Here is a 20,345-nt window from a genome sequence, read left to right as displayed (position 1 = left end):
GCCCCTCTACACATACAAGGAGATACCCACCATGACTGTCGTCCGTGATGTTCCCAAGCAGCTGTTCATCGGCGGTGGTTGGCAGGACGCCGAGTCCGGCCGGACCCTGTCCGTCGACAACCCGGCCACCGGCGAGGAACTGTGCCAGGTCGCCGACGCCTCACCCGCCGACGGCCGGCGTGCCGTCGAGGCGGCGGTCGCCGCGCAGGCCGCCTGGGCCGCCACCGCGCCCCGGGTGCGCAGCGAGATCCTGCGCCGCGCCTACGACATCATCATCAGCCGTACCGAAGACCTCGCGCTGCTGATGACCCTGGAGATGGGCAAGCCCCTGGCCGAGGCGCGTGCCGAAGTCGCCTACGCGGCGGAGTTCTTCCGCTGGTTCTCCGAGGAAGCCGTCCGTATCGACGGCGGGTTGACCACCGCCCCCGACGGCAGGAACCGCCTCCTGGTCACCCGCCAGCCCGTCGGCCCCTGCCTGCTCATCACCCCCTGGAACTTCCCCCTCGCGATGGGCACCCGCAAGATCGGCCCCGCCATCGCCGCCGGCTGCACCATCGTTCTCAAACCCGCCCCCCAGACCCCCCTGGCCAGCCTCGCCCTGGCGGAGATCCTCACCGAAGCGGGTCTGCCGGCCGGTGTGCTGAACATCGTCACCACCACCGACGCCGCCGGTGTCGTCGAGCCGCTGCTGCGCGGCGGGCAGATCCGCAAGCTCTCCTTCACCGGCTCCACCCAGGTCGGCCGGATCCTGCTGGCCCAGTGCGCCGACACCGTCATCCGCACCTCCATGGAACTGGGCGGCAACGCCCCCCTCATCGTCTTCGACGACGCCGACCTCGACGTGGCCATCGAAGGCACCATGGTCGCCAAGATGCGCAACATGGGCGAATCCTGCTGTGCCGCCAACCGCATCTACGTCCACACCTCCATCGCCGAGGAGTTCGCCACCCGCCTCGCCGCCCGCATGGCCGCCCTGACCGTCGGCGACGGCACCGAACCCGGCACCGACGTCGGACCCCTCATCGACGCCGCCGGCCGCAGCAAGGCCCACGACCTGGTGCGGGACGCCGTCAAGCGCGGCGCCACCGTCCTGACGGGCGGTGAACTCCCCGAGGGGCCGGGCTGCTTCTACCCGCCCACCGTCCTCACCGGCATCGCCCCCGACTCCGCGATCATCGACACGGAGATCTTCGGCCCGGTCGCCGCGATCCGTACTTTCGACACCGAGGACGAGGCCATAGCCGGCGCCAACGACACCGAATTCGGCCTGGCCGCCTACCTGTTCACCCAGAACCTCGACCGTGCCCTGCGCGTCGCCGAACGCCTCGAAAGCGGCATGATCGGCCTCAACACCGGACTCGTCTCCAACCCCGCCGCCCCCTTCGGTGGCGTCAAGCAGTCCGGACTGGGCCGCGAAGGCGGGCGCGTCGGCATCGACGAGTTCCTCGAGTACAAGTACATCGCCGTCCCTACCGGAGCCTGAGATGGCCGACCGCCTCGTCGTCCTCTACCGGGGCAACCGGCCCCCCGCCACAGGACTCATCGAGCGGCTCGCGGACACCGTCTACGCCACCGAGGAGGAGCTCCCCTACCTCCTCCCCGGTGCCGACGCCCTCCTGGCCTGGGTGACCATCACCCCGGCCATCCGCGAAGCCTGGCCCGACAACCCCGAGAAGGCACCCCGGTGGGTCCACGCGTCCTCCGCGGGCGTGGACTCGTTCCTCTTCCCCGCCCTGGTGGACGATCCGGGCGTCGTTCTCACCAACGCCCGCGGCGTCTACGACCAGCCGACCGCCGAGTACGTCCTCGGCCTGATCCTCGCTCTTGCCAAGGACTTCCCCGGCACCTGGGAGCACCAGCGGCGCCGGGAGTGGCGTCCGCGCCCCAGTGACGGCATCACCGGCCGCACCGTGCTGGTCTGGGGCACGGGGCCGATCGGCCGGGCCACCGCCCGGCTGCTGCGCGCCGCCGGCATGCGGGTCTGCGGCGCGGGGCGCAGGGCCCGCACGGACCACCCGGACTTCGGCACGGTCCACGCCTCCGCCACCCTGCATGCAGCCCTGGCGGAGGCGGACTACGTCGTCCTGGCCGCCCCCCTCACCCAGGACACCCGGGGCATGGTCGACGCCCCCGTGCTGGCCGCGATGAAGCCGGGGGCCCGGCTGATCAACGTCGGCCGGGGCGGACTCGTCGACGAGGAGGCACTGGTCGACCACCTCGCCGCCGGGCGGCTCGCCGGCGCAGCCCTGGACGTTTTCGCCCAGGAACCTCTGCCTGCCGAATCACCCCTGTGGGACATGCCCGGCGTGATGATCTCCCCGCACACGGCGGGCGAGACCACCGGCGAACGGGAGGCGCTCGCCGAGGTGTTCCTCGACAACCTCACTCGGCACATCGAGGGCCGGCCGCTGCGCAACGTGGTGGACAAGCGGCGCGGATACGTGATCGACGAGACGCACCCCGCCTGAAGGGCGAGACGCTGCCCGTCATCCCCAGCACAGGCAGCATCACCAGCGCGGCGGCCGGGCCGAGGACGGTCCAGGGGGCCGGTTCGGCGTACGGCTGGTTCTCCGAGAGGAGGCGGCCCGCTCCGGGGTGGGCGGCTGTTCGCCCAGGCCCGGGGAGGCCACGACCAGGACGGTCGTGGGCAGCCGGAGCAGGGCGTTGCGCAGGAGGGTTGGGAGCACCGAGGGCAGCCCGGTGGCGGCGCGGCAGGTGCAGCCGTCCCGCGCCGAGCGCGACAGACGCGGCGATGTGCCCGCTCGCGCGTTCCTGTTCGAGCAGAGCTGCGGTCTGGGCGGCGTAGGGGCTCCATGCGACCACGCAGACCGCGCCCCACACGGACGGTCCGGCCACGCCCGCGATCAGCAGGCTCGCGAGGACGGCGGGCAGGGTGGACACGACCTCCGTCGGGCCCGCGCTCGCCCTCGGAGCCAGGTTCAGCAGCTCCCCGAGCTGGGCAAAATGGTGACCGACACGGCGGCGGGGATCACCGCACGGGCACAGCGAGGTACTGGTACTCCAGGAACTCGTCGATTCCGACCCGGCCGCCCTCGCGGCCGAGCCCGGACTGCTTGACGCCGCCGAAAGGCGCGGCCGGGTTGGAGACGAGTCCGGTGTTGAGGCCGACCATGCCGACCTCAAGGCGCTCGCTGACGCACAGGGCGCGGTCCAGGCCCTGGGTGAAGACGTAGCCGACCAGGCCCCAGGGGGTGTCGTTGGCTCGCCGGATCACCTCGTCGTCGTCGAAGGTGAGGATCGCGGCGACGGGGCCGAAGATCTCCGTGTCCATGAGGCGGCTCTCGGGTGCCACGTCCATGAGTACGGTCGGCGGGTAGAAGCAGCCCGGACCCTCCGGCGTCCGGCCACCGACGAGAACTCGGGCACCGCGCTCCACCGCGTCGGCGACCAGCGCCTCCACCTTGCCGCGCCCTGTCCTGTCGATCAGCGGGCCGACATCGACGCCGCCCGCGTGCCGGGGCCCACGACGAGCGTGCCCATACGCTCGGCCAGGCGCCGCCCGTACTCCTCCGCCACCGAGTGGTGGACGAGGAAGCGGTTGGCGGCGGTGCACGCCTCGCCCATGTTGCGCATCTTGGCGAGCATCGCGCCGTCCACGGCCTTGTCGAGGTCGGCGTCCTCGAAGACGATGAACGGCGCGTTGCCGCCCAGCTCCATCGAGGTCCGTACGACCGTGTCCGCGCACTGGGCCAGGAGCAGCCGTCCGACGGCGGTGGAGCCGGTGAAGGAGAGCTTGCGAATCCGCCCACCGCGCAGGAGCGGTTCGCACACCTCCCCCGCACGGGAGGTCGTGACGACGTTCAGGACACCGTCCGGCAGTCCGGCCTCCTTGAGGATCGCGGCGAGGGCGAGGCTGGAGAGAGGGGTCTGCGGGGCGGGCTTGAGCACCATCGTGCAGTCGGCCGCGACGGCCGGGCCGATCTTGCGGGTGCCCATGGCGAGGGGGAAGTTCCAGGGGGTGATGAGCAGGCAGGGGCCGACGGGGCGGCGGGAGAGCAGCATGCGGTTGCGGCCGTCGGGCAGCGTGCCGTAGCCGCCGTCGACGCGTACGGCCTCCTCGGAGAACCAGCGGAAGAACTCGGCCGCGTACGCCACCTCCCCCCTGGCCTCGGCGAGCGGTTTGCCCATCTCGGCCGTCATCAGGTGGGCGAGCTCGTCGGTGCGCTCCAGGATGATCTCGTGCGCCCGCCGTCGATGAAGCGGCCGGGCAGCCGGGCGGCGGAAGGGGACGGAGAAGCCACGAAGCGGATCCCTCGGCAGGCGGGTGCGGATGTCGGGTCGAGAGTGAGTTGTCGAAGCGCATCGACGCTGCCACTGGCCCTGACGGACTGTCAATGACCAGGCCAAAGAAACTTTCTTTGCGCCGTGCCTCTTGTTTCACATGAAATAAGTCCGTTACCTTCCCGTCGCAGGTGAAGCGCTTCGACAATCCCAGGGAAGGGCTGCCTCCGTGACGCACGAGCTGAACCGCAGAGGTTTCGTCGGCGCAGCAGCGTCGGTGGCCGGAGCGACCACTCCGGCACCGTCGTGCTGAGCCTGATGCCGTTGCCGATCGTCCACCGGCCCGCCCGGGAGGACTTCCGGACCGGTGTGCTCACCGGCGCGATCAAGGGCTGGTCACGGCCCAGGAAGGACGCCGGTACAGCATCAGGAGTGCGGCGCGTCGCGGCGAGCGAGCCGGCCGACGGCGTGATCCTCATGGACGTCGGACTGTCCTGCGTAGACCACGACTTCGCCGCCGCCGGCGCGCTGTGCGCCGACCACCTCGCCGACCTCGGCCACCGGGAGGTCGCCTTCATCGGCTACGGCGTCTACGAGCGGCACACCGGATACGCCGAACGCACCCTTGCCGGCTTCCGCGAACGAGCCGGGCACGCGGCCTGCGCTTCCTGGACCGCTCCTGCGAGGGCACGTACGAAAGCACCGCCGAGACCCTCGCCCGTATCCTCGCCGGCCGCCGCCCACGACCTGCTCACCGGTGCCGTCGCGCACGCAGTCCCGCCCGGCGGCTGCGCCGTCCTGCGCGGGCACTGACCTCGAAAGGGCCACCATGACCAAGAAACAGGGGACCTTCCGCTGGGGGCACGAGGCCCTCCAGCTCGAGATCGTCCTTGATGACGACGGCAGCCCGCGGCTGACGCACCTCGGACTGCCCGGCGCGGCTGAGACAGCCCCCGCGTCCCTGCCCCTGGTGGACGTGACGGCCGCGGGTCACGGCCGTGGCTGGTCGGGCAACCTCCTCGTGGGCACCGATCTCGGCGGGCGTCTGCGCCACCGGACCCACCACGCGACCCGCGACGGCGACTGGCACACACTGACCGTGCACCTCCACGATCCGGAAACCGGGCTGGTCGCGGAGGTGACCTACCGATCGCCGGACGGCATCCCCGTGCTCCGCAGCGAGGTGACCCTCCGCAACGAAGGGCAGACCGCGCTGCACCTGGAGTCGGTCAGCTCGCTCTCGGTGGGCGGCCTCACCCCGCAGGACCCGGCTGCCATCGACGCCGCGGACCTGCTGTGGGCGGAGAACGACTGGCTCACCGAATGCCGCTGGCAGCGACAGCCGATGCGCCTGACCACACCGGCCCACAGCGGACGTGTGAGCAACGGGCACGGCAGAGCCGGCTTCGCCCTGAACGGACAGGGCACCTGGTCCAGTTGCGGACGCCTCCCCATGGGCGGCCTGACGGACCGGCGTACCGGCCGTACCTGGGTGTGGCAGATCGAGCACAACGGTGGCGGCTGGCGTTGGGAGTGCGGCGAGCGGGACAGGGCGGCCTACGTTGCGCTCTTCGGACCTACCGACACCCACCACGGCTGGCGGCACTCCCTCGAACCCGGCGCCGTCTTCCGCACCGTACCCGCCGCCTTGTCCTTCAGCGACGACGGTGGTCCCGACGAGGCGTTCGCCGCGCTGACCCGCTACCGCCGCGCCCAGCGCCGCCCGCATGCCGACCACCAGCGCCTGCCCGTCATCTTCAACGACTACATGAACTGCCTGATGGGCGACCCCACGGCCGAGAAGCTGCTGCCGCACATCGACGCGGCGGCCGACGCGGGCGCGGAGTACTTCGTGATCGACGCCGGCTGGTACGACGGCGACGACGGCGGCTGGTGGACCACCGTCGGCGCCTGGGAGCCCGCCGCCTCCCGGTTCCCCGGGACGCGCGGGATCCACGAGGTGCTGGACCGCATCCGGGAGCGCGGCATGGTTCCCGGCCTGTGGCTGGAGCCGGAGGTGATCGGCGTACGCAGCCCCATGGCCAAGTCCCTGCCCGACGAGGCGTTCTTCCGCCGCGACGGCGCCCGCGTCACGGAGGCCGGCCGGCACCACCTGGACCTGCGCCACCCGGCGGCCCGTGCTCACCTGGACCAGGTCGTGGACCGCCTGGTCGGCGAGTGGGGCGTCGGCTACCTCAAGCTCGACCACAACATCGACCCCGGCTCCGGCACCAGCGCCCACCCCGACGAGACCCCGGGCGCCGGTCTGCTCGGCCACAACCGGGCGCATCTCGACTGGCTCGACGGCATCCTGGACCGTTATCCGCACCTGGTGGTGGAGAACTGCTCCTCCGGCGGCATGCGCTGGGACCACGCCCTGCTGTCCCGGATGCAGCTGCAGTCCACCAGCGACCAGCAGAACCTCCACCTCTACGCGCCCATCGCGGCTTCCGCGCCCACCGCCGTCACCCCGGAACAGGGGGCCGTTTGGGCCTACCCGCAGCCGGAGGACTCCCTCGACGAGGTGGCCTTCACCATGGCCAACGCGCTCCTCGGCCGGATCCATCTCTCCGGCCGCATCCCCGAACTCGAGCCGGAGGCCCGCGCCCTGGTCCACGAGGCGGTAGCGGCGTACAAGGCCATCCGCGCCGACCTGCCGCAAGCCGTGCCGTCCTGGCCACTGGGCCTTCCTGCCTGGGACGACCCCTGGATCGCCCTGGCCCTGCGCACTCCCGCCACCACCTACCTCACCGCCTGGCGCCGCCCCGGAACCGACGCCACTGCGACGCTTCACCTGCCCCACCTGCGGGACACCGCCGCCCGTGTCGACCTGCTCTACCCCTCGCTCAGCTCGGCCGTTTCCGCCTGGACGCCAGACACGGCCGAGCTGAGCCTGACCCTGCCCACCGCGCCGTCCGCCGTCCTGCTGCGCGTCACCCCCACGGCCCCCGGCGCTCCCTGAACCATCCCACGCCCGCATCACGCATCGACGAGAGGAACTATCGGGTGCCCCCTCTGCACCAGCCGGACGGACGCTTCGCCAACCCCGTGATCCCCGGCTTCCACCCCGACCCCAGCGTCTGCCGCGTCGGCGACGACTACTACCTGGCCTGCTCCAGCTTCGAGTACTTCCCCGGGGTGCCCCTCTTCCACAGCCGTGACCTGGTGCACTGGACACAGATCGGCAACGCCCTGGACCGGCCGGAGCAGCTGCGTCTGTCGGACGCGTGGTCCTCCGGTGGGATCTACGCCCCCACCCTGCGCCACCACGACGGCCGCTTCTGGCTGATCGTCACCAACTGCAGCGAGGGCGGCGGCAACCTGATCGTCACGGCCACCGACCCCGCCGGACCGTGGTCGGACCCCATCTGGGCGCCGGGTGTCCCCGGCATCGATCCCGACCTGGTCTGGGACGAGGACGGCACCTGCTGGTGCACGGTCGCCGGGGTCTCGCAGGTCCGTCTCGACCCGTCCACCGGGCAGACGTACGGAACACCGCACAGGCTCTGGTCCGGCGGGCCCGGCGCCAAGGCCCCGGAGGCGCCGCACCTGTACCGGATCGGCGACTACTGGTACCTGCTCATCGCCGAGGGCGGCACCGAGCGCTGCCACGGCGTCTCGATCGCCCGCGGCCGTACCCCCGCCGGCCCGTTCGAGCCGTGCCCGGCCAACCCGATCCTCACCCACCGCGGCACCGACCACCCCGTCCAGAACACCGGGCACGCCGACCTGGTCCAAGGCCCCGACGGCTCCTGGTGGATGGTGCTGCTCGGCGTCCGGCCGGGCGGCGGCACGCCGGGCTGGCACGTGCTCGGCCGGGAGACCTTCCTGGCCCCCGTGACCTGGGTGGACGACTGGCCGGTCGTCGGCGAGGTCGCCCTGGACCTGCCCGAGCTCCCGTGGCCGCTCTCCCCCGGCCCTGTCGAGGAGCACCGGGACGACTTCGAGCTCGCCGAACTACGACCGTCCTGGATCTCCCTGCGCGACCGGCCCGCCGAACACTGCACCACCAAGGAGCGCCCCGGATGGCTGACGCTCCGCGCGCGGGGCGGCTCCCTCGACGAGCCCGACGTGGTGTTCACCGGCCGACGCCAGCAGCATCTGTCGTGCCGGGCGCGGACTCTGGTCGATGCCGCGGAGGGAAGCGGTGGCCTCGCCGTCCGGCTCGACGAGCGGCACCACTACGCGATCGAGGCCTCCGGCACCGAGGTGCGGGTGATCGCGCGCGTCGGCTCCCTGCGCACGGTCGTGGCCGAACAGTCCGTGCCCGCCGGGCCGGTGGTCCTGGCCGTCACGATCACGGCCCCCCCGTCTCCGCACGGACCGTGCACCGGACCCGACGTCGTCTCCCTCGGCGTCGAGCAGTCCGACGGCACGTTCACCGAGCTCGCGACCCTCGACGGCCGCTACCTGTCGACCGAGGTCGCCGGCGGCTTCACGGGCCGGGTCATCGGCATGTACGCCACCGCGGGCACCGCCCGCTTCGACTGGTTCGACTACGAGCCCCTCGACGGCTGAACCAGGGTCCCTCCCTCTGCCGACAGGGACACAGGACGCTCCGCCATGGGGCGACGAGGGCCGGCTGACGTCCTCACCGACCGGCCCCGAACCCCGAGAACGGGCACGAGACACATCACCCGATGATCCTGCAGCGCCAGGCGTGGCCGACGCCGGCACCTGGTCGCTGCCCGACCACGGACCGGATCACCCGTACCACCGACCGAAAGGCATGACGCATGAAGGACATACGGAGACCCTCACGCCATCGCAGCCGCGGCCCCGGACGCCTGGCCGGCCTGCTGATGGCGCTGCTCGTCGTCCTGGGACTGTCCGGCAGCACCGCGATCGCCGCGCCCGGCGACACGGCACAGCAGGCACGCGCCACGGTCAAGGTTCCGGCCCGCGCCATGGACGCCGTCGCCGCGATGCAACCCAGCTGGAACCTGGGCAACACCCTGGACGCCATTCCGGACGAGACGTCCTGGGGCAACCCGCTCGTCACCAGGGACCTGTTCAAGACCATCCGCGCCGAGGGCTAGCGTGGCGTTACGTGGACGAGACCCTCGAAGTCCTGGCTGCCTGGGCACCCGGCCTGCATGAGGCCCTGGTCGGGCTGGGCGAAGGGGATTTCGTCATCGTTGACGGGACGCTCATCCCGACCGACCGTGTCAGGGCGGACGAGCCGTACTACTCCCAAAAGCACAGGCAGCACGGCATGAACGTCCAGGTGATCGCTACCCCGGACGGCATGCCCCTATGGTTCTCGCGTGCGACACCAGGACGCACCCACGACCTCACCGCGGCTCGCGCCCACGGCATCATTCAAGCCTGCCTCACACGGCAGATCCTCGTCCTCGCCGACCGCGCCTACCAAGGCGCCTATTTCAAGATGAAAGACGTTCACTGGGCCGCAAGAACCTTCAGCAGATCGAGGAAATAATGGCTTGCTGCCGGTCGCTCGTGTTTGTAGCGAATGGTGATCTTGGGGTGGCGGGCTCTACGCCGCGGCTGCTTCCCAGGCGCGGATGACCGCGGCGATTTCATCGGGACCGGGTTGACCTGCAGGGTTGTGAATATGGCGGGCGGCGATGATCGTCCGGCGAAGCTTGATCACCATGTCGCTGAACGCCGGGGTCGCCTTCGTCGCGTACCAGGGCTGTCGTGCGCGCCGGTCGGCGATGTCGGCGGGGTGGTGCCCGTGGGCGGCGTACCAGAGGACGACGATGGTGTAGACGGCCAGGCCGAAGGGGACGGTGCGCTCCACCGCGCGCCGGGTGCGGTTGCGGGCCTGGCCGACGCCGAGATCCTGGCGCATGTGCTCGAAGATCGATTCGATCGGCCAGCGCGTGCCGTACCGTTCAATGAGGTCGTCGGCGGGACTGACCAGGTCGGTGCTGATCAGAGCGAGGTCGTACGGGCGGGTCGAGTTCAGGTCGCGGATCAGGACGAGGCGGACCGGGAGGTCCTTGAAGGCTCCGTACCACAGGCATTCCCTCTCGGTGATCCACACGAACTCCATGCGCCCGTAACGCTCCACGACGGCAAGGCGCCATGTCGCCGTCTGGGCAATCGCGGTCAGTGAGCCCAGCGCCCTGCCCTTCTTGCGGGGCCGTCCCCGCTTGTTGGTCTTGGGCGGGGTCGGCGCGGACAGGGCGGCGTTGCGCGGGAGTCGGGTGGTGAAGGTGACCGACGGGGGCAGGTCGGCGACCTTGCCGGAGTGGTAGGCAGCGTCGCCGGTGACGTGGAGAGTGCGGCCGGGGAAGAGCGCGGCCAGGTCGTGGACCATCTCCAGGGCCAGGTCGGTGCGGGAGGCGGTGGCCTTGCCCCGCCACAGCCGGGCGGCCACCGGCACAGCGACCGGCTTGGCGAGGAAGGGCAGGCGGACCACGACCGCGCAGATGACCCAGGTGTTGCCGAACCCGAGCTTGTCCTTGCCCCGCCCGGAGCCGTCATGCGCCCACAGCGCCCCGAAGACCTTCCTGCCGACCCGGTGCAGCAGGGTGTCGTCGACGACAGCCAGGATCGGCGCGTCCGCTGGGAGCAGGGCTTCGACCACGGCTCGGGCCAGGCGCAGGCCGAGCTGGTCGGGATCCCACGAGGCCTCAGAGAAGAAGGCGTGGGCCCTGCGGTGCGGCCACAGCCGCGACAGTCCCGCCCCCGTCAGCATCCCGGTGACCGTACGCCGCCCCGTCTGCGCGGCCATCCCGGCCACCAGATGGCAGAACGTCTCGAACGAATGCTTCGTGAAACACGGACGAGTGACCTGCAGAACAAGCAGCAACGACGCCGGTAACGTCATCCCCGGAACCATCAGCGGCAACTTCCTCGCTTCGAGGCGGTTGGATCAACACCGCTGATGGTTCTTCACGTTCAGCCTGACGTTCCGCAAGCCACTCAGCGGGCTCACCCGAACAGGGAAGCCACTATCTGTTCAAGATCACGATTCTCCGCAAAGTCGAGTGCGGCACAGCACAGCAAAACGCCCACACCAAAGGCGCGGGCAGGGGAAATTCCGAACCACGACAGCTGACACAGAACGCTACACGCCCACACGCCGCGTCACCATAGGAAACGATCACACCGCACGGCAGACCGTGCGTGGGGTGCCCGCCGACACGGACGGGCACGCTCATTTCATGCTGCTGCGGTCGGGTTCGCTGATGCGGTGGCGCGGCGGTATTCGGCGTTGAGGCGCTGGGCTTCCTCGAGCTGGTCTTCGAGGATGATGATGCGGCAGGCGGCCTCGATGGGGGTGCCGTGGTCGACGAGTTCGCGGGCGCGGGCGGCGATGCGCAGCTGGTAGCGGGAGTAGCGGCGGTGTCCGCCCGCGGAGCGCAGCGGGGTGATGAGGCGGGCTTCGCCGATGGCGCGCAGGAAGCCCTGTGTGGTGCCGAGCATCTCGGCGGCCCGGCCCATGGTGTAGGCGGGGTAGTCGTCGTCATCGAGACGGCCGAACGTGTCGTCTGCTGTCATTGCACCTCTCTGTGGAACGCGTGGAGGGGCCCTGGTGCCGTACGGCACCAGGGCCCCGAAGGAACTGCTACACCATCTGCCGGCCCTGATACTGCACCGGCCCTACGTTTCCGCAGACCCGACCGAGACGCTGTCGGGGGCGCGGGGATCGCGGTTGCTCGACCGGAGACCACCTCACTATCGATGTCCTGCGGTACCCGGGTCCAAGACTTCCACCCGGGCGATCCTGATGGCGCTCGATTCCTCCGTTCTTCCCTCTTGATCAACTACTCACTAACGGGAACTGCGTACTACTGGTACTGCGAACTGCTGGTGGCCTCGAACAGCGCCACTCTTCGGCAGCCAGCCCCGTCGCCCGTCCTGCGTCTACTCTGGCTTGGAACCCCACTGCCGAACTTCCCGGCACGCGCGCCCGCAGCCGACGCCTTCACCGAGGTACTGCTCACTGACTTCACTGCTGGGTACTGCGAACCTTCACTTACTGGTACTGCCACTGCGGTACTGCTCATGGCGGCCCCTGATCACTGCGGGCCACCCGGTCCGGTCGTCAGTCCCGTCGCCGTCCTGCAACCACTCTGGCTTCGGAACTCCACCACCGCACCGTCCTGCGAACTGCAACTGCGTACTGCTGCCCGGCAGTTCATCTCTGCCGGGCCTTGCTCGATCTCGGCTACGAGAGAAACCATAACCACATCGCCAACGAATGTCTACTCCGGCTGGGATAGATTTCTGCGCCCTCGAAGATGAGGTAGTCCGCCTCGACCGGTCCACGGATGGTTCAAGCAGCACCGGGCTCAGCCCGGCGCGCAGGGATTCCCCGCCGCGCAGCATGTCGGACTGAGCGTGACGTCGCCGACCGCGCCGCGCCTACCCGTTGGCGCGCCCCGGCCAACACTGCGTCTCGTGGAGAACTCCACCGGCCGGGACGGACGTTTCCAGCCGTGACGCCCCCAGGTGGGCCGTTGACAAGCGTGGCAGGAGGCCCCTCGCCGCCCTCGACGATCCCTGGATGATCGAGCAGCTTGTGGCCAACCGGCACGGCCCCTGACTCGAGTAGACCGCGGGCTGCGGAGGAGGGCTCACGGCAGCAGGTGCCGCCATGCGTCGACTGTGGTCCTCCGTCCCCTTCCGGCAAGCACTGGGGCTCTGCGGGGTTGGCGGGTGGAGGGGCGGGGCACACGGGCTGGGTAGGCACGGGCAGAGGCATGGACTATTCAGAGACCAGGGTGACCCTGATGATCACGGTGCCGGCCGGCGCCGCAGCCGTCCGTTCCACAACAGCCATTGCCGACGCACGCGATACGGCACGTGCCTTCCTCGAAGGTTTGCAGCAGCCGGCCATGGCCCCCGACGCGGCGGACACTGTGGTCTTGGTCGTGTCCGAGCTCGGGAACTGACTGCGCGCCCGTTCCGACACCATCGAGGTCGCCGTTCACGATCCCAGCCGGCATGTGCCGCGCATGCGCACCCCTGACCTGAACGGCGGTACCGGGGGGCTTCGGCTGGCCCATGGTCACCAGCCTCGCCCGCGCCACGGCGGTCACCCGCCGGGCCTCCGGTGGCAAGACCGTGAGCACCTTCCTTGCCCCGTAGCGTCACCGCTCAAGCAGCCGGATGGCCGGCGAACATGGTCCGCCTCATGCGCAGCCTGACGAGTTGCTGGTTGACGTTGCCGCCCTGGTGAAGTCCGGCCAGAGCAACCAGATGTCCCTGGCCGTGACGACCGGTGGCACTGTCATCACCGGTCGGCTGGCTGCCGAAGAGGTGTGGACGCAGAGGGTGTCGGATGTGCTGAGGGGATTCCGCCCACTCGGGCGAGTTCGCCCGCCGTCTTCGACGCCCCCGTGAAGAAGGACGGGCCGCCCACGCGTCTGCACTTCCGTGTCGCCCGGATCCTGCAGGGCAACGGTGGCGGGAACCCGTTGCACGCGGTGTGGGCCCGACCGGCGTACCGGTCGGGCCCACACTGCTGCTCAGGTGTCGGCTCGTGTCTGTTTACCCGGTCAGACCGTGACGGGGGTGCCGAGCATCGCGGAAGCGTGCTGCATCGGGCTGAGAATGCCCAGGGGCGCTGCCTTGGGAACGGCGCGGCAGGTGAAGCCGAGCTGAGCCATGGCCCGCAGGACCTCGGCGGCGCTGAAGTCACGGCGGTCCTGGCGCGTGATGACCTGGCCGACCTGCTTGACGGGGTAGTGGCGGCGGCCGATGATCACCGATTGGCCGGTGACCGGTTCGGGCTTGACGCCCTTCATCGATTCCAGCACGCCACCCTTGGTGAGCTCGAAGGGGAAACGGGCGATGACGCAGCGCATGTGGCCTCACAGGGAGAAGGGGAGAACGGGTCCGACCGGGGGTGGGCGTTTCAGCGGGAGAGGGCGAGGATGCCCAGAGCGCTGCCTTGCTCGTCGACCACCGGCAGGGCACCGAGCTGACGGGTGCGCATCACCTGGTCGGCTTCGGCCATCGTGGTCACGGGTGAGGTGAACGAGCCGTGGTCGCCGAGGATGTCGCGCAGGCGGACGCGATCCGTGTAGTCGGAGCTGTCGCGGACGGCGGCGAGTTCGGTCTGGGTGACCAGGCCGGTGCACTGGCCGTCCTGGTCGCAGACGACGAGCCGGCCCGTGCGTGCGGCGGCCATGACGGCCAGCGCCACCTCGACGCTCATGTCGTCACAGACCTGCGGTCCGGCCGCGTCCATGACCTCGGCCACCGTCCTGTGCACAGGGTTGACATCCTCCGGGCGGGGCTGCATCTGAACCAGCGTCAAAGGTGCCTCCTGCAGAGATGGGCCAGATTCCTGATCACGAAGGGCCTAGGCCACCGCGCCGACGACAGACTGGCGCACAGGCGCGCGCCGGGTCGCCGAGGCGGGGCGGCGGCGGCCTCGGGAGGTGGCGCTGCGCTTGGGGCGTTCGACCACCGGTGCGGTGATGACGACCGGGATGCCGGACGGGGCCTGGGCTCCGGTGATCCGGTTCAGGGCCTCGTCGCCCGAGCGGATCTGGGTGGTCTGCGGCCGGATCCCGGCGTCCGACATCAGGCGAACCATGCCTCGACGCTGGTTCGGTGTGACGAGGGTTACGACGCTGCCGGACTCGCCGGCCCGCGCGGTTCGGCCGCCGCGGTGGAGGTAGTCCTTGTGGTCGGTCGGCGGATCGACGTTGACGACGAGGTCAAGGTTGTCGACGTGGATGCCGCGCGCCGCGACATTGGTCGCCACCAGTACGGTGACGTGCCCCGTCTTGAACTGCGCCAGGGTGCGGGTACGTTGCGGCTGCGACTTGCCGCCGTGCAGCGCGGCGGCCCGTACCCCGCTGTTGAGCAGGTCCTGGGTCAGCCGGTCGACGGCGTGCTTGGTGTCCAGGAACATGATCACGCGGCCGTCGCGGGCGGCGATCTCGGTCGTGGCGGCGTGCTTGTCGGCGCCGTGGACGTGCAGGACGTGGTGCTCCATCGTCGTGACCGCACCGGCCGACGGGTCGACCGAATGCACGACGGGGTCGGTCAGATAGCGGCGCACCAGCAGGTCGACATTGCGGTCCAGGGTGGCGGAGAACAGCATCCGCTGCCCCTCCGGACGCACCTGGTCGAGCAGCGCGGTGACCTGTGGCATGAACCCCATGTCGGCCATCTGGTCGGCCTCGTCCAGCACCGTGATGCCCACCTGGTTCAGCCGGCAGTCGCCACGGTCGATGAGGTCCTTGAGCCGGCCCGGGGTCGCGACGACGACCTCGGCTCCGCCTCGCAGCGCGCCTGCCTGCCTGCCGATCGACATCCCACCCACCACCGTGACCAGCCGCAGCTTGACGGAACGGGCGTACGGAGTGAGCGCGTCGGTCACCTGCTGAGCCAGCTCACGCGTCGGTACGAGGATCAGCCCCAGCGGCTGGCGGGACTCAGCACGCTGTCCAGCAGTGCGGGCGAGCAGGGCGAGGCCGAAGGCGAGGGTCTTGCCGGAACCGGTGCGCCCGCGCCCCAGGACGTCACGGCCCGCCAGGGAGTTGGGCAGCGTCGCGCCCTGGATCGGGAACGGCGCGGTCACACCCTGCTTGCCGAGTTCGGCCAGCAGCGGCTCGGGCATGGCGAGATCGGCGAACGCCTCGACGGCGGGCAGCGCGGGGGTGATCGTCCTGGGTAGCGCGAACTCACCCTGCACTGCGGCGGACCGGCGGCCGTAACCACCGGAACGAGTGGGCCCGCCCGAACGGCGCGGTGCCTGCGAGCCGAAGCGGCTGCCGCCCCTGCCGGCGTCGGCGCCGCCATTACGGGTGCGGGCGGGGCGGTCGTTCGTGTATGTGTGGTTCATGCGGAACCTTCCTCGATGTGGCACATATCAAGGAATTCCCGCAGCGATGAGCGGCATGGAGAATTACGAGTATGGACCAGCGGCAAAAGAAAGCAGATCTGGCTGGAGGAAATCTCCAGGAGCGCAGATGCTGAAGTGAGTGACCCGATGGGGACTTGAGATCCGAGCGTCGGCTGGGGTGCAGCTCTTCAGGATGCGCCTGGATCCTGGAGGAGCAGCTGCGCGTGGTTGGACCGCGGATTCCTCCGCGTCGTCCCGCAGGTGAAACCGCTGCGGGAGATGCGTGCAGCTGGGGCCCGCACCCCGAAGGATGCGGGCCCCAGCTACAGATTGTGCGTGAGCGTCAGGCAGGAACGATGTTCTCGGCCGTCGGGCCCTTCTGGCCCTGCGCGATGTCGAAGTTGACCTTCTGACCTTCGAGCAGCTCACGGAAGCCCTGCGCGGCAATGTTCGAGTAGTGGGCGAACACGTCCGCGCCGCCACCGTCCTGCTCGATGAAGCCGAAGCCCTTTTCCGCGTTGAACCACTTCACGGTACCAGCAGCCATGTCATATCTCCTTTGGGGCAGTACATCGGAATCCGCACCGTACGGACACCGTGTCGCCGCGATGATTACCCCGCCCGGAAAATGACCGGATTTACAAAAGTGCTCCCGACCGACGAAATCCGGGTCGGGGGCACTTGAAGTTTTTGGGAACCACAACTGCAACTGAGATCGACAGTAGCACGCTGGGACGGCCTGCACACGTTACATAATTCCACTTCACCCATTGCAGCAACAACTCTTCCTGCATAATCCGTCAAACTCTCACCTCGCGGGAACAGATATTGCTTCACTCGGGTGCGATGTTTCGGAAAGAGCGGTGTCGTCAGCCGCACCCCGGGCCGCCGGGGCGGAAATCGCCTACACGGCTGTCCGCAAGATCGGCTTGAGAAGGCGTCCCCAGCAGTTCGTCCCGGCGTCCCGGCGCTGCATCATGACTCCTCCCCCGCTGACCGCCGAGGGGACGCCGCCGAACGCGAGCGACTGGCCTGGCGTTGACGAGCTCGTGCGTGGTCGGCGGTGCTGTATTGAACCCACCGCGCACAGAGGATTCGCCAGGCCGTCCCGGAGGTGCTTCGCCGTATCACCGGCGCTCTCACGCACGTCTCACGAACAGGGGCGACACTCCCGGACCACGGGACCTTGACCTGCACGTATACGCCTCACGTCGACCACCTGGACCGCACAAGACGCGATCTACAACCTGTGCGTACCGCAGGACTCGCACGCCAACACCACAGATCACGGACCAAGATCCGGACCAGGTGCGGACCAACTCGGCTCAGCAGCAGACGATTCCACCCTTTGCCGCAGGTCAGAGGTGATGGCAAGCGGGTAGCACCAGCAGACCAAGAATCTGCTAGCACCTCTTCGGCGCAGTACTTCTCGGACCGGACGCGACCAGCGCCGGTGACAGACAGCGGCGACACCGGAAACGTGTGGGATCTCCACGAGGCGGCAGCGTGAGCGGCGCTACCGTTCGGCAACGCTGACTCGACCGCCAGCCAGGTCAGCATTGGTCCGGACACCACCGAACCTGCAAACGCCCACGCAAGCGCTGAAGCTGGGAAGAGGGCCTCTCACCCTACCCTGACGAGGCGTCAGCAAAGTCAGCATTAGGTCAGCAAGAGTCCTGCCACAGCCGCCCAAAGACAGCCACACTGTGGAATCGCCAACCGCACCGACCTGAGCCAGCCGGCTGTTCGGACGCGTTCTGGTGGGCGGGCAGAAGCCAGTAAGAATTACCCGACCGCCCGCCAATCAGCAGCCACCGGCACTGACGCGTTTCCGCAGGTCAACGCACCCTTCCCCGCGGCTTCAACGCCACCGCCGGCAGCTCGGGGGCAGGCAGCGGATCTCCGTCGTACCCCTTCACCTCCCCGAACCGCGTGCCTTCCATCCAGTCCTGACGGGCCTGCACGATCTCCTCCTGCGACCGTCCGATCCAGTTCCAGAACATGACCAGCTCCTCCTCGAACGGCTCGCCGCCGAGGATCATCAGGGCGGCGTCCGACTCGGCGCGCAGGGGGAGTTCGCTGCGGCCGCAGCCGAGGTAGAGCATGGAGCCGGGCAGGACCGGCACGCCGTCCACGTGGGCCTCGCCGGACATGGACAGGACGGCGTACTCGAAGTCCGGCTCCAGGGGGAGGCGTACGTCGGCGCCGTGCGTGAGGGACAGGTCGGCGCCGACGATCGGGGTGTACGCCGTGCCGGGTGAGGCGGCGCCGTCGAGGCCGCCCAGGATCAGCGAGGCCCGCAGGCCCGGCGCCGTGACGACCGGCAGCTCGGCGTGGTGCTCGAAGTGCGGGTCGGTGTGGCGGTGGCTGTCCGGGAGGGCGACCCAGAGCTGGGCGCCGTGCAGGAAGCGGGCGTGCGACTTCGGGCTCTCCTCGGAGTGACTGATCGCCCGGCCGGAGGTCATCAGGCCCAGCTCGCGGGGGCGGATCGTCTGGAGGCTCCCGGTGGAGTCCCGGTGCAGCACCTCGCCCTCGTGCAGCCAACTCACCGTCTGCAGGCCCATGTGCGGGTGCGGCGGCACCTGCATGCCGGGCTCGTCGGCGATGTCGTCGGGGCCGTAGTGATCGACGAAGCACCAGGCGCCGACCATGCGCCGGCCCAGGTTGGGCAGCAGGCGGCGGACTTCGGTGGATTCGCCGAGCTTGACGCGGCGAGGACTGAGGAGTTCGCGCACGGGCTCCGCCACGACGAAACCACGGCCGCCGCAGACGGCGGGCACCGCCTCGCGATCAAGATTGCTCATGTCGCCCAAACTAGCCCCGCAGGGGCCGCCGCGTCAGTCCGTCACCCGGGGCTGTCTCGATGCGCACCGAAAAATAGTAGCCATGTATATAGTAGCCATGTACGGTATTCATCATGAGCAAGGGTTCCGAGAACGCCTCGCCGGGCTTCCTGGTGTGGCGCCTGTCGACGAAGTGGCGGGTCGCGGTCGACCGAGCCGTCGCCCCGCTGGGGCTCACTCACGCGCAGTACGCGCTGGTGGCCTCGCTGTACGGCATGCAGCGCCACAGGGAGCGTCCCAGCCAGCGGCGCCTCGCCGACCACACGGGGCTCGAACCGCTGTATGTCTCGAAGTTGGCGCGTTCCCTGGAAGCCGCGGGCCTCCTCGAACGCACCCGGGACCCCCGTGACCCGCGCGCGGTGCAGCTGGCGCTGACCGAGCCGGGCCAGGAGCGCACCCGGCAGGCGATCGAGGTCGTCCAGGGGCTGCTGGAGCAGCTGCTGGCGCCGCTCGGCGGCCTGGACAGCGCACGCACGCGGGAGTTCAGGCGCGAGTTGGCCACCTTGCTCGACGCACCTCTCGACCCGTTCGCCACGGACAACGAGTCCGACAAGGAGCAGTCATGACCACCGCCACTCCCCTGCTCAACCCCCGAGTCATAGCCCTGGCCCACTACGCGAGCCGCGCACTCCTGGAGAGCGTGCTGGCCCGCCACGGCGCGACCTTCCAGCAGTCCGTCACCCTGCGGCTCGTCGCCATCGCCGAGGAACCGGTCGTGCGGGACCACCTCGTCGGCGGTGTCGTGGGCGCGCTGAAGATCGACGCCGCGGAGGCGCAATCCGTGGTCGACGAGCTGATCGCCGCGAAGCTGCTGGCCGCGCACGAGCCGTCCCGGGTGCGGATCACGGATGCCGGACGGGAGCTGTACGACACCACCACCGCCGGCACCGCCCCCATCACCGCCCGGATCTACGCCGGCATCCCGACGGAGGACCTGGCCGCCGCCGGACGGGTGCTGAGCCTCATCACCGAGCGGGCCGACGCCGAGCTCGCGACCCTGGCCAAGTAGCGGAACACCGGCACGGGAACGGAGTGGAATATTGAACCAACCTTCTCGGTTGACGGCGCCGAAGGAGGCAGGAGTGGACATGACGTACTACGACCACGGAACAGCGGCCGAGCGCTGGGAGCGCGCGCGGATGTTCTTCGACGCCAAGGACTACGCCGCCGCCGCGCGCGTCCTGGGCAAGCTGGTCGAGGAGGTGCCGGAGCAGACCGGACCGCGGCTGCTGCTGGCGCGCGCCTACTACCACTCGGCCCAACTGCGGCGCGCGGAGACCGAGTTGCGGGTCATCGTCGAACGCGACCCGGTGGAGCACTACGCCCGGCTGATGCTGGGCCGCACCCTTCAGCGGCAGGGACGGAGCGAGGAGGCGGAGCCGCACATGCGTCTCGCGTCGGCGCTGGCGGGTGACTTCGAGCAGCTCTGAGCGATGCCCGAGCAATCCCCTGGCAATGCTCGGGGCCCGGTTCCCCCCGGA

The 20,345-nt window shown here is 69.7% G+C and carries 17 protein-coding genes and 4 pseudogenes; 12 read left to right on the top strand and 9 right to left on the bottom strand.

All coding sequences use genetic code 11. The features are described from left to right. Window positions 1-31 precede the first annotated feature (31 nt). The gene (locus ABIE67_RS42590) at window positions 32-1,483 is read left to right on the top strand and encodes an NAD-dependent succinate-semialdehyde dehydrogenase (RefSeq protein ID WP_370266929.1); all 1,452 of its coding nucleotides are present in this window, start codon (window positions 32-34) and stop codon (window positions 1,481-1,483) included. A 1-nt stretch (window position 1,484) separates the two neighbouring features. Continuing rightward, a complete protein-coding gene (locus tag ABIE67_RS42585; protein ID WP_370266928.1) occupies window positions 1,485-2,468 on the top strand; it encodes a D-2-hydroxyacid dehydrogenase in 984 nt (327 codons plus the stop codon). A 39-nt stretch (window positions 2,469-2,507) separates the two neighbouring features. On the opposite strand, the gene ABIE67_RS42580 is transcribed toward ABIE67_RS42585, so the two are convergent. Next, window positions 2,508-2,687: a hypothetical protein gene (locus tag ABIE67_RS42580; RefSeq protein WP_370266927.1), complete on the bottom strand. Its 180-nt coding sequence runs from the start codon at window positions 2,685-2,687 to the stop codon at window positions 2,508-2,510. 302 nt (window positions 2,688-2,989) lie between these two features. Beyond that, a pseudogene (locus ABIE67_RS42575) lies at window positions 2,990-4,221 on the bottom strand (NAD-dependent succinate-semialdehyde dehydrogenase); the annotation flags it as partial. 447 nt (window positions 4,222-4,668) lie between these two features. On the opposite strand from ABIE67_RS42575, the pseudogene ABIE67_RS42570 reads away from it, so the two are divergent. The 5 genes and pseudogenes from ABIE67_RS42570 to ABIE67_RS42550 all read left to right on the top strand — a co-directional run. Beyond that, a pseudogene (locus ABIE67_RS42570) lies at window positions 4,669-4,979 on the top strand (substrate-binding domain-containing protein); the annotation flags it as partial. Between the two features lie 92 nt (window positions 4,980-5,071). Further along, window positions 5,072-7,204: an alpha-galactosidase gene (locus tag ABIE67_RS42565; protein WP_370266926.1), complete on the top strand. Its 2,133-nt coding sequence runs from the start codon at window positions 5,072-5,074 to the stop codon at window positions 7,202-7,204. A gap of 44 nt (window positions 7,205-7,248) precedes the next feature. Next, window positions 7,249-8,760, top strand: coding sequence for a glycoside hydrolase family 43 protein (locus ABIE67_RS42560; protein WP_370266925.1), 1,512 nt, complete (start codon window positions 7,249-7,251; stop codon window positions 8,758-8,760). Window positions 8,761-8,978: 218 nt separating this feature from the next. Further along, on the top strand, window positions 8,979-9,281 hold the full coding sequence (locus ABIE67_RS42555) for a hypothetical protein (RefSeq protein WP_370269746.1): 303 nt from the start codon (window positions 8,979-8,981) through the stop codon (window positions 9,279-9,281). Then, window positions 9,281-9,622 (top strand): annotated as a pseudogene (locus ABIE67_RS42550) (transposase family protein); the annotation flags it as partial. The gene ABIE67_RS42555 and the pseudogene ABIE67_RS42550, both read left to right, overlap by 1 nt. Before the next feature lie 117 nt (window positions 9,623-9,739). Here the strand turns inward: ABIE67_RS42550 and ABIE67_RS42545 are convergent. Both ABIE67_RS42545 and ABIE67_RS42540 read right to left on the bottom strand, forming a co-directional pair. Then, a complete protein-coding gene (locus tag ABIE67_RS42545) occupies window positions 9,740-11,041 on the bottom strand; it encodes a transposase (RefSeq protein WP_370251558.1) in 1,302 nt (433 codons plus the stop codon). Between the two features lie 335 nt (window positions 11,042-11,376). After that, window positions 11,377-11,715, bottom strand: coding sequence for a MerR family transcriptional regulator (locus ABIE67_RS42540; protein WP_370266924.1), 339 nt, complete (start codon window positions 11,713-11,715; stop codon window positions 11,377-11,379). Window positions 11,716-12,950: 1,235 nt separating this feature from the next. On the opposite strand from ABIE67_RS42540, the gene ABIE67_RS42535 reads away from it, so the two are divergent. Next, entirely contained in the window at window positions 12,951-13,112 is a 162-nt protein-coding gene (locus tag ABIE67_RS42535; protein ID WP_370266923.1) for a hypothetical protein, read from the top strand. Between the two features lie 217 nt (window positions 13,113-13,329). Continuing rightward, a pseudogene (locus ABIE67_RS42530) lies at window positions 13,330-13,628 on the top strand (hypothetical protein); the annotation flags it as partial. Between the two features lie 90 nt (window positions 13,629-13,718). Here the strand turns inward: ABIE67_RS42530 and ABIE67_RS42525 are convergent. The 5 genes from ABIE67_RS42525 to ABIE67_RS42505 all read right to left on the bottom strand — a co-directional run bounded on the left by ABIE67_RS42525 (window position 13,719) and on the right by ABIE67_RS42505 (window position 18,825). After that, window positions 13,719-14,027, bottom strand: coding sequence for an SCO5918 family protein (locus tag ABIE67_RS42525; RefSeq protein ID WP_142157942.1), 309 nt, complete (start codon window positions 14,025-14,027; stop codon window positions 13,719-13,721). Window positions 14,028-14,077: 50 nt separating this feature from the next. Then, window positions 14,078-14,482, bottom strand: a complete 405-nt coding sequence (locus ABIE67_RS42520) for a CBS domain-containing protein (RefSeq protein WP_370266922.1) — start codon at window positions 14,480-14,482, stop codon at window positions 14,078-14,080. A 45-nt stretch (window positions 14,483-14,527) separates the two neighbouring features. Then, a complete protein-coding gene (locus tag ABIE67_RS42515; RefSeq protein ID WP_370266920.1) occupies window positions 14,528-16,021 on the bottom strand; it encodes a DEAD/DEAH box helicase in 1,494 nt (497 codons plus the stop codon). Window positions 16,022-16,364: 343 nt separating this feature from the next. After that, window positions 16,365-16,568 (bottom strand): cold-shock protein, encoded by a 204-nt coding sequence (locus ABIE67_RS42510; RefSeq protein ID WP_003973099.1) that lies wholly within the window; start codon window positions 16,566-16,568, stop codon window positions 16,365-16,367. Window positions 16,569-17,859: 1,291 nt separating this feature from the next. After that, a complete protein-coding gene (locus ABIE67_RS42505) occupies window positions 17,860-18,825 on the bottom strand; it encodes a pirin family protein (protein ID WP_370266919.1) in 966 nt (321 codons plus the stop codon). Window positions 18,826-18,938: 113 nt separating this feature from the next. On the opposite strand from ABIE67_RS42505, the gene ABIE67_RS42500 reads away from it, so the two are divergent. From ABIE67_RS42500 to ABIE67_RS42490, 3 genes are all read left to right on the top strand, one after another. Then, window positions 18,939-19,430: a MarR family winged helix-turn-helix transcriptional regulator gene (locus tag ABIE67_RS42500; protein ID WP_370266917.1), complete on the top strand. Its 492-nt coding sequence runs from the start codon at window positions 18,939-18,941 to the stop codon at window positions 19,428-19,430. Then, window positions 19,427-19,873: a MarR family transcriptional regulator gene (locus ABIE67_RS42495; RefSeq protein WP_370266916.1), complete on the top strand. Its 447-nt coding sequence runs from the start codon at window positions 19,427-19,429 to the stop codon at window positions 19,871-19,873. The genes ABIE67_RS42500 and ABIE67_RS42495 overlap by 4 nt, the downstream gene beginning before the upstream one ends. Window positions 19,874-19,946: 73 nt before the next feature. Continuing rightward, window positions 19,947-20,294: a tetratricopeptide repeat protein gene (locus ABIE67_RS42490; RefSeq protein WP_370266915.1), complete on the top strand. Its 348-nt coding sequence runs from the start codon at window positions 19,947-19,949 to the stop codon at window positions 20,292-20,294. Window positions 20,295-20,345: the final 51 nt, after the last annotated feature.

It is taken from the genome of Streptomyces sp. V4I8 (assembly GCF_041261225.1).
Lineage (GTDB): Bacteria > Actinomycetota > Actinomycetes > Streptomycetales > Streptomycetaceae > Streptomyces.
The sequence above is the reverse complement of the archived record's forward strand: the minus strand, read 5'-3'. Positions and strand labels throughout refer to the sequence as shown.

Excerpts from the sequence above, each read along its gene's own strand:
- ABIE67_RS42590 (WP_370266929.1), top strand. The coding sequence starts at position 32 with ATGACTGTCGTCCGTGATGTTCCCAAGCAGCTGTTCATCGGCGGTGGT.
- ABIE67_RS42585 (WP_370266928.1), top strand. The coding sequence starts at position 1,485 with ATGGCCGACCGCCTCGTCGTCCTCTACCGGGGCAACCGGCCCCCCGCC.
- ABIE67_RS42565 (WP_370266926.1), top strand. The coding sequence starts at position 5,072 with ATGACCAAGAAACAGGGGACCTTCCGCTGGGGGCACGAGGCCCTCCAG.
- ABIE67_RS42555 (WP_370269746.1), top strand. The coding sequence starts at position 8,979 with ATGAAGGACATACGGAGACCCTCACGCCATCGCAGCCGCGGCCCCGGA.
- ABIE67_RS42545 (WP_370251558.1), bottom strand. The coding sequence starts at position 11,041 with ATGACGTTACCGGCGTCGTTGCTGCTTGTTCTGCAGGTCACTCGTCCG.
- ABIE67_RS42540 (WP_370266924.1), bottom strand. The coding sequence starts at position 11,715 with ATGACAGCAGACGACACGTTCGGCCGTCTCGATGACGACGACTACCCC.
- ABIE67_RS42535 (WP_370266923.1), top strand. The coding sequence starts at position 12,951 with ATGATCACGGTGCCGGCCGGCGCCGCAGCCGTCCGTTCCACAACAGCC.
- ABIE67_RS42525 (WP_142157942.1), bottom strand. The coding sequence starts at position 14,027 with ATGCGCTGCGTCATCGCCCGTTTCCCCTTCGAGCTCACCAAGGGTGGC.
- ABIE67_RS42515 (WP_370266920.1), bottom strand. The coding sequence starts at position 16,021 with ATGAACCACACATACACGAACGACCGCCCCGCCCGCACCCGTAATGGC.
- ABIE67_RS42510 (WP_003973099.1), bottom strand. The coding sequence starts at position 16,568 with ATGGCTGCTGGTACCGTGAAGTGGTTCAACGCGGAAAAGGGCTTCGGC.
- ABIE67_RS42505 (WP_370266919.1), bottom strand. The coding sequence starts at position 18,825 with ATGAGCAATCTTGATCGCGAGGCGGTGCCCGCCGTCTGCGGCGGCCGT.
- ABIE67_RS42500 (WP_370266917.1), top strand. The coding sequence starts at position 18,939 with ATGAGCAAGGGTTCCGAGAACGCCTCGCCGGGCTTCCTGGTGTGGCGC.
- ABIE67_RS42495 (WP_370266916.1), top strand. The coding sequence starts at position 19,427 with ATGACCACCGCCACTCCCCTGCTCAACCCCCGAGTCATAGCCCTGGCC.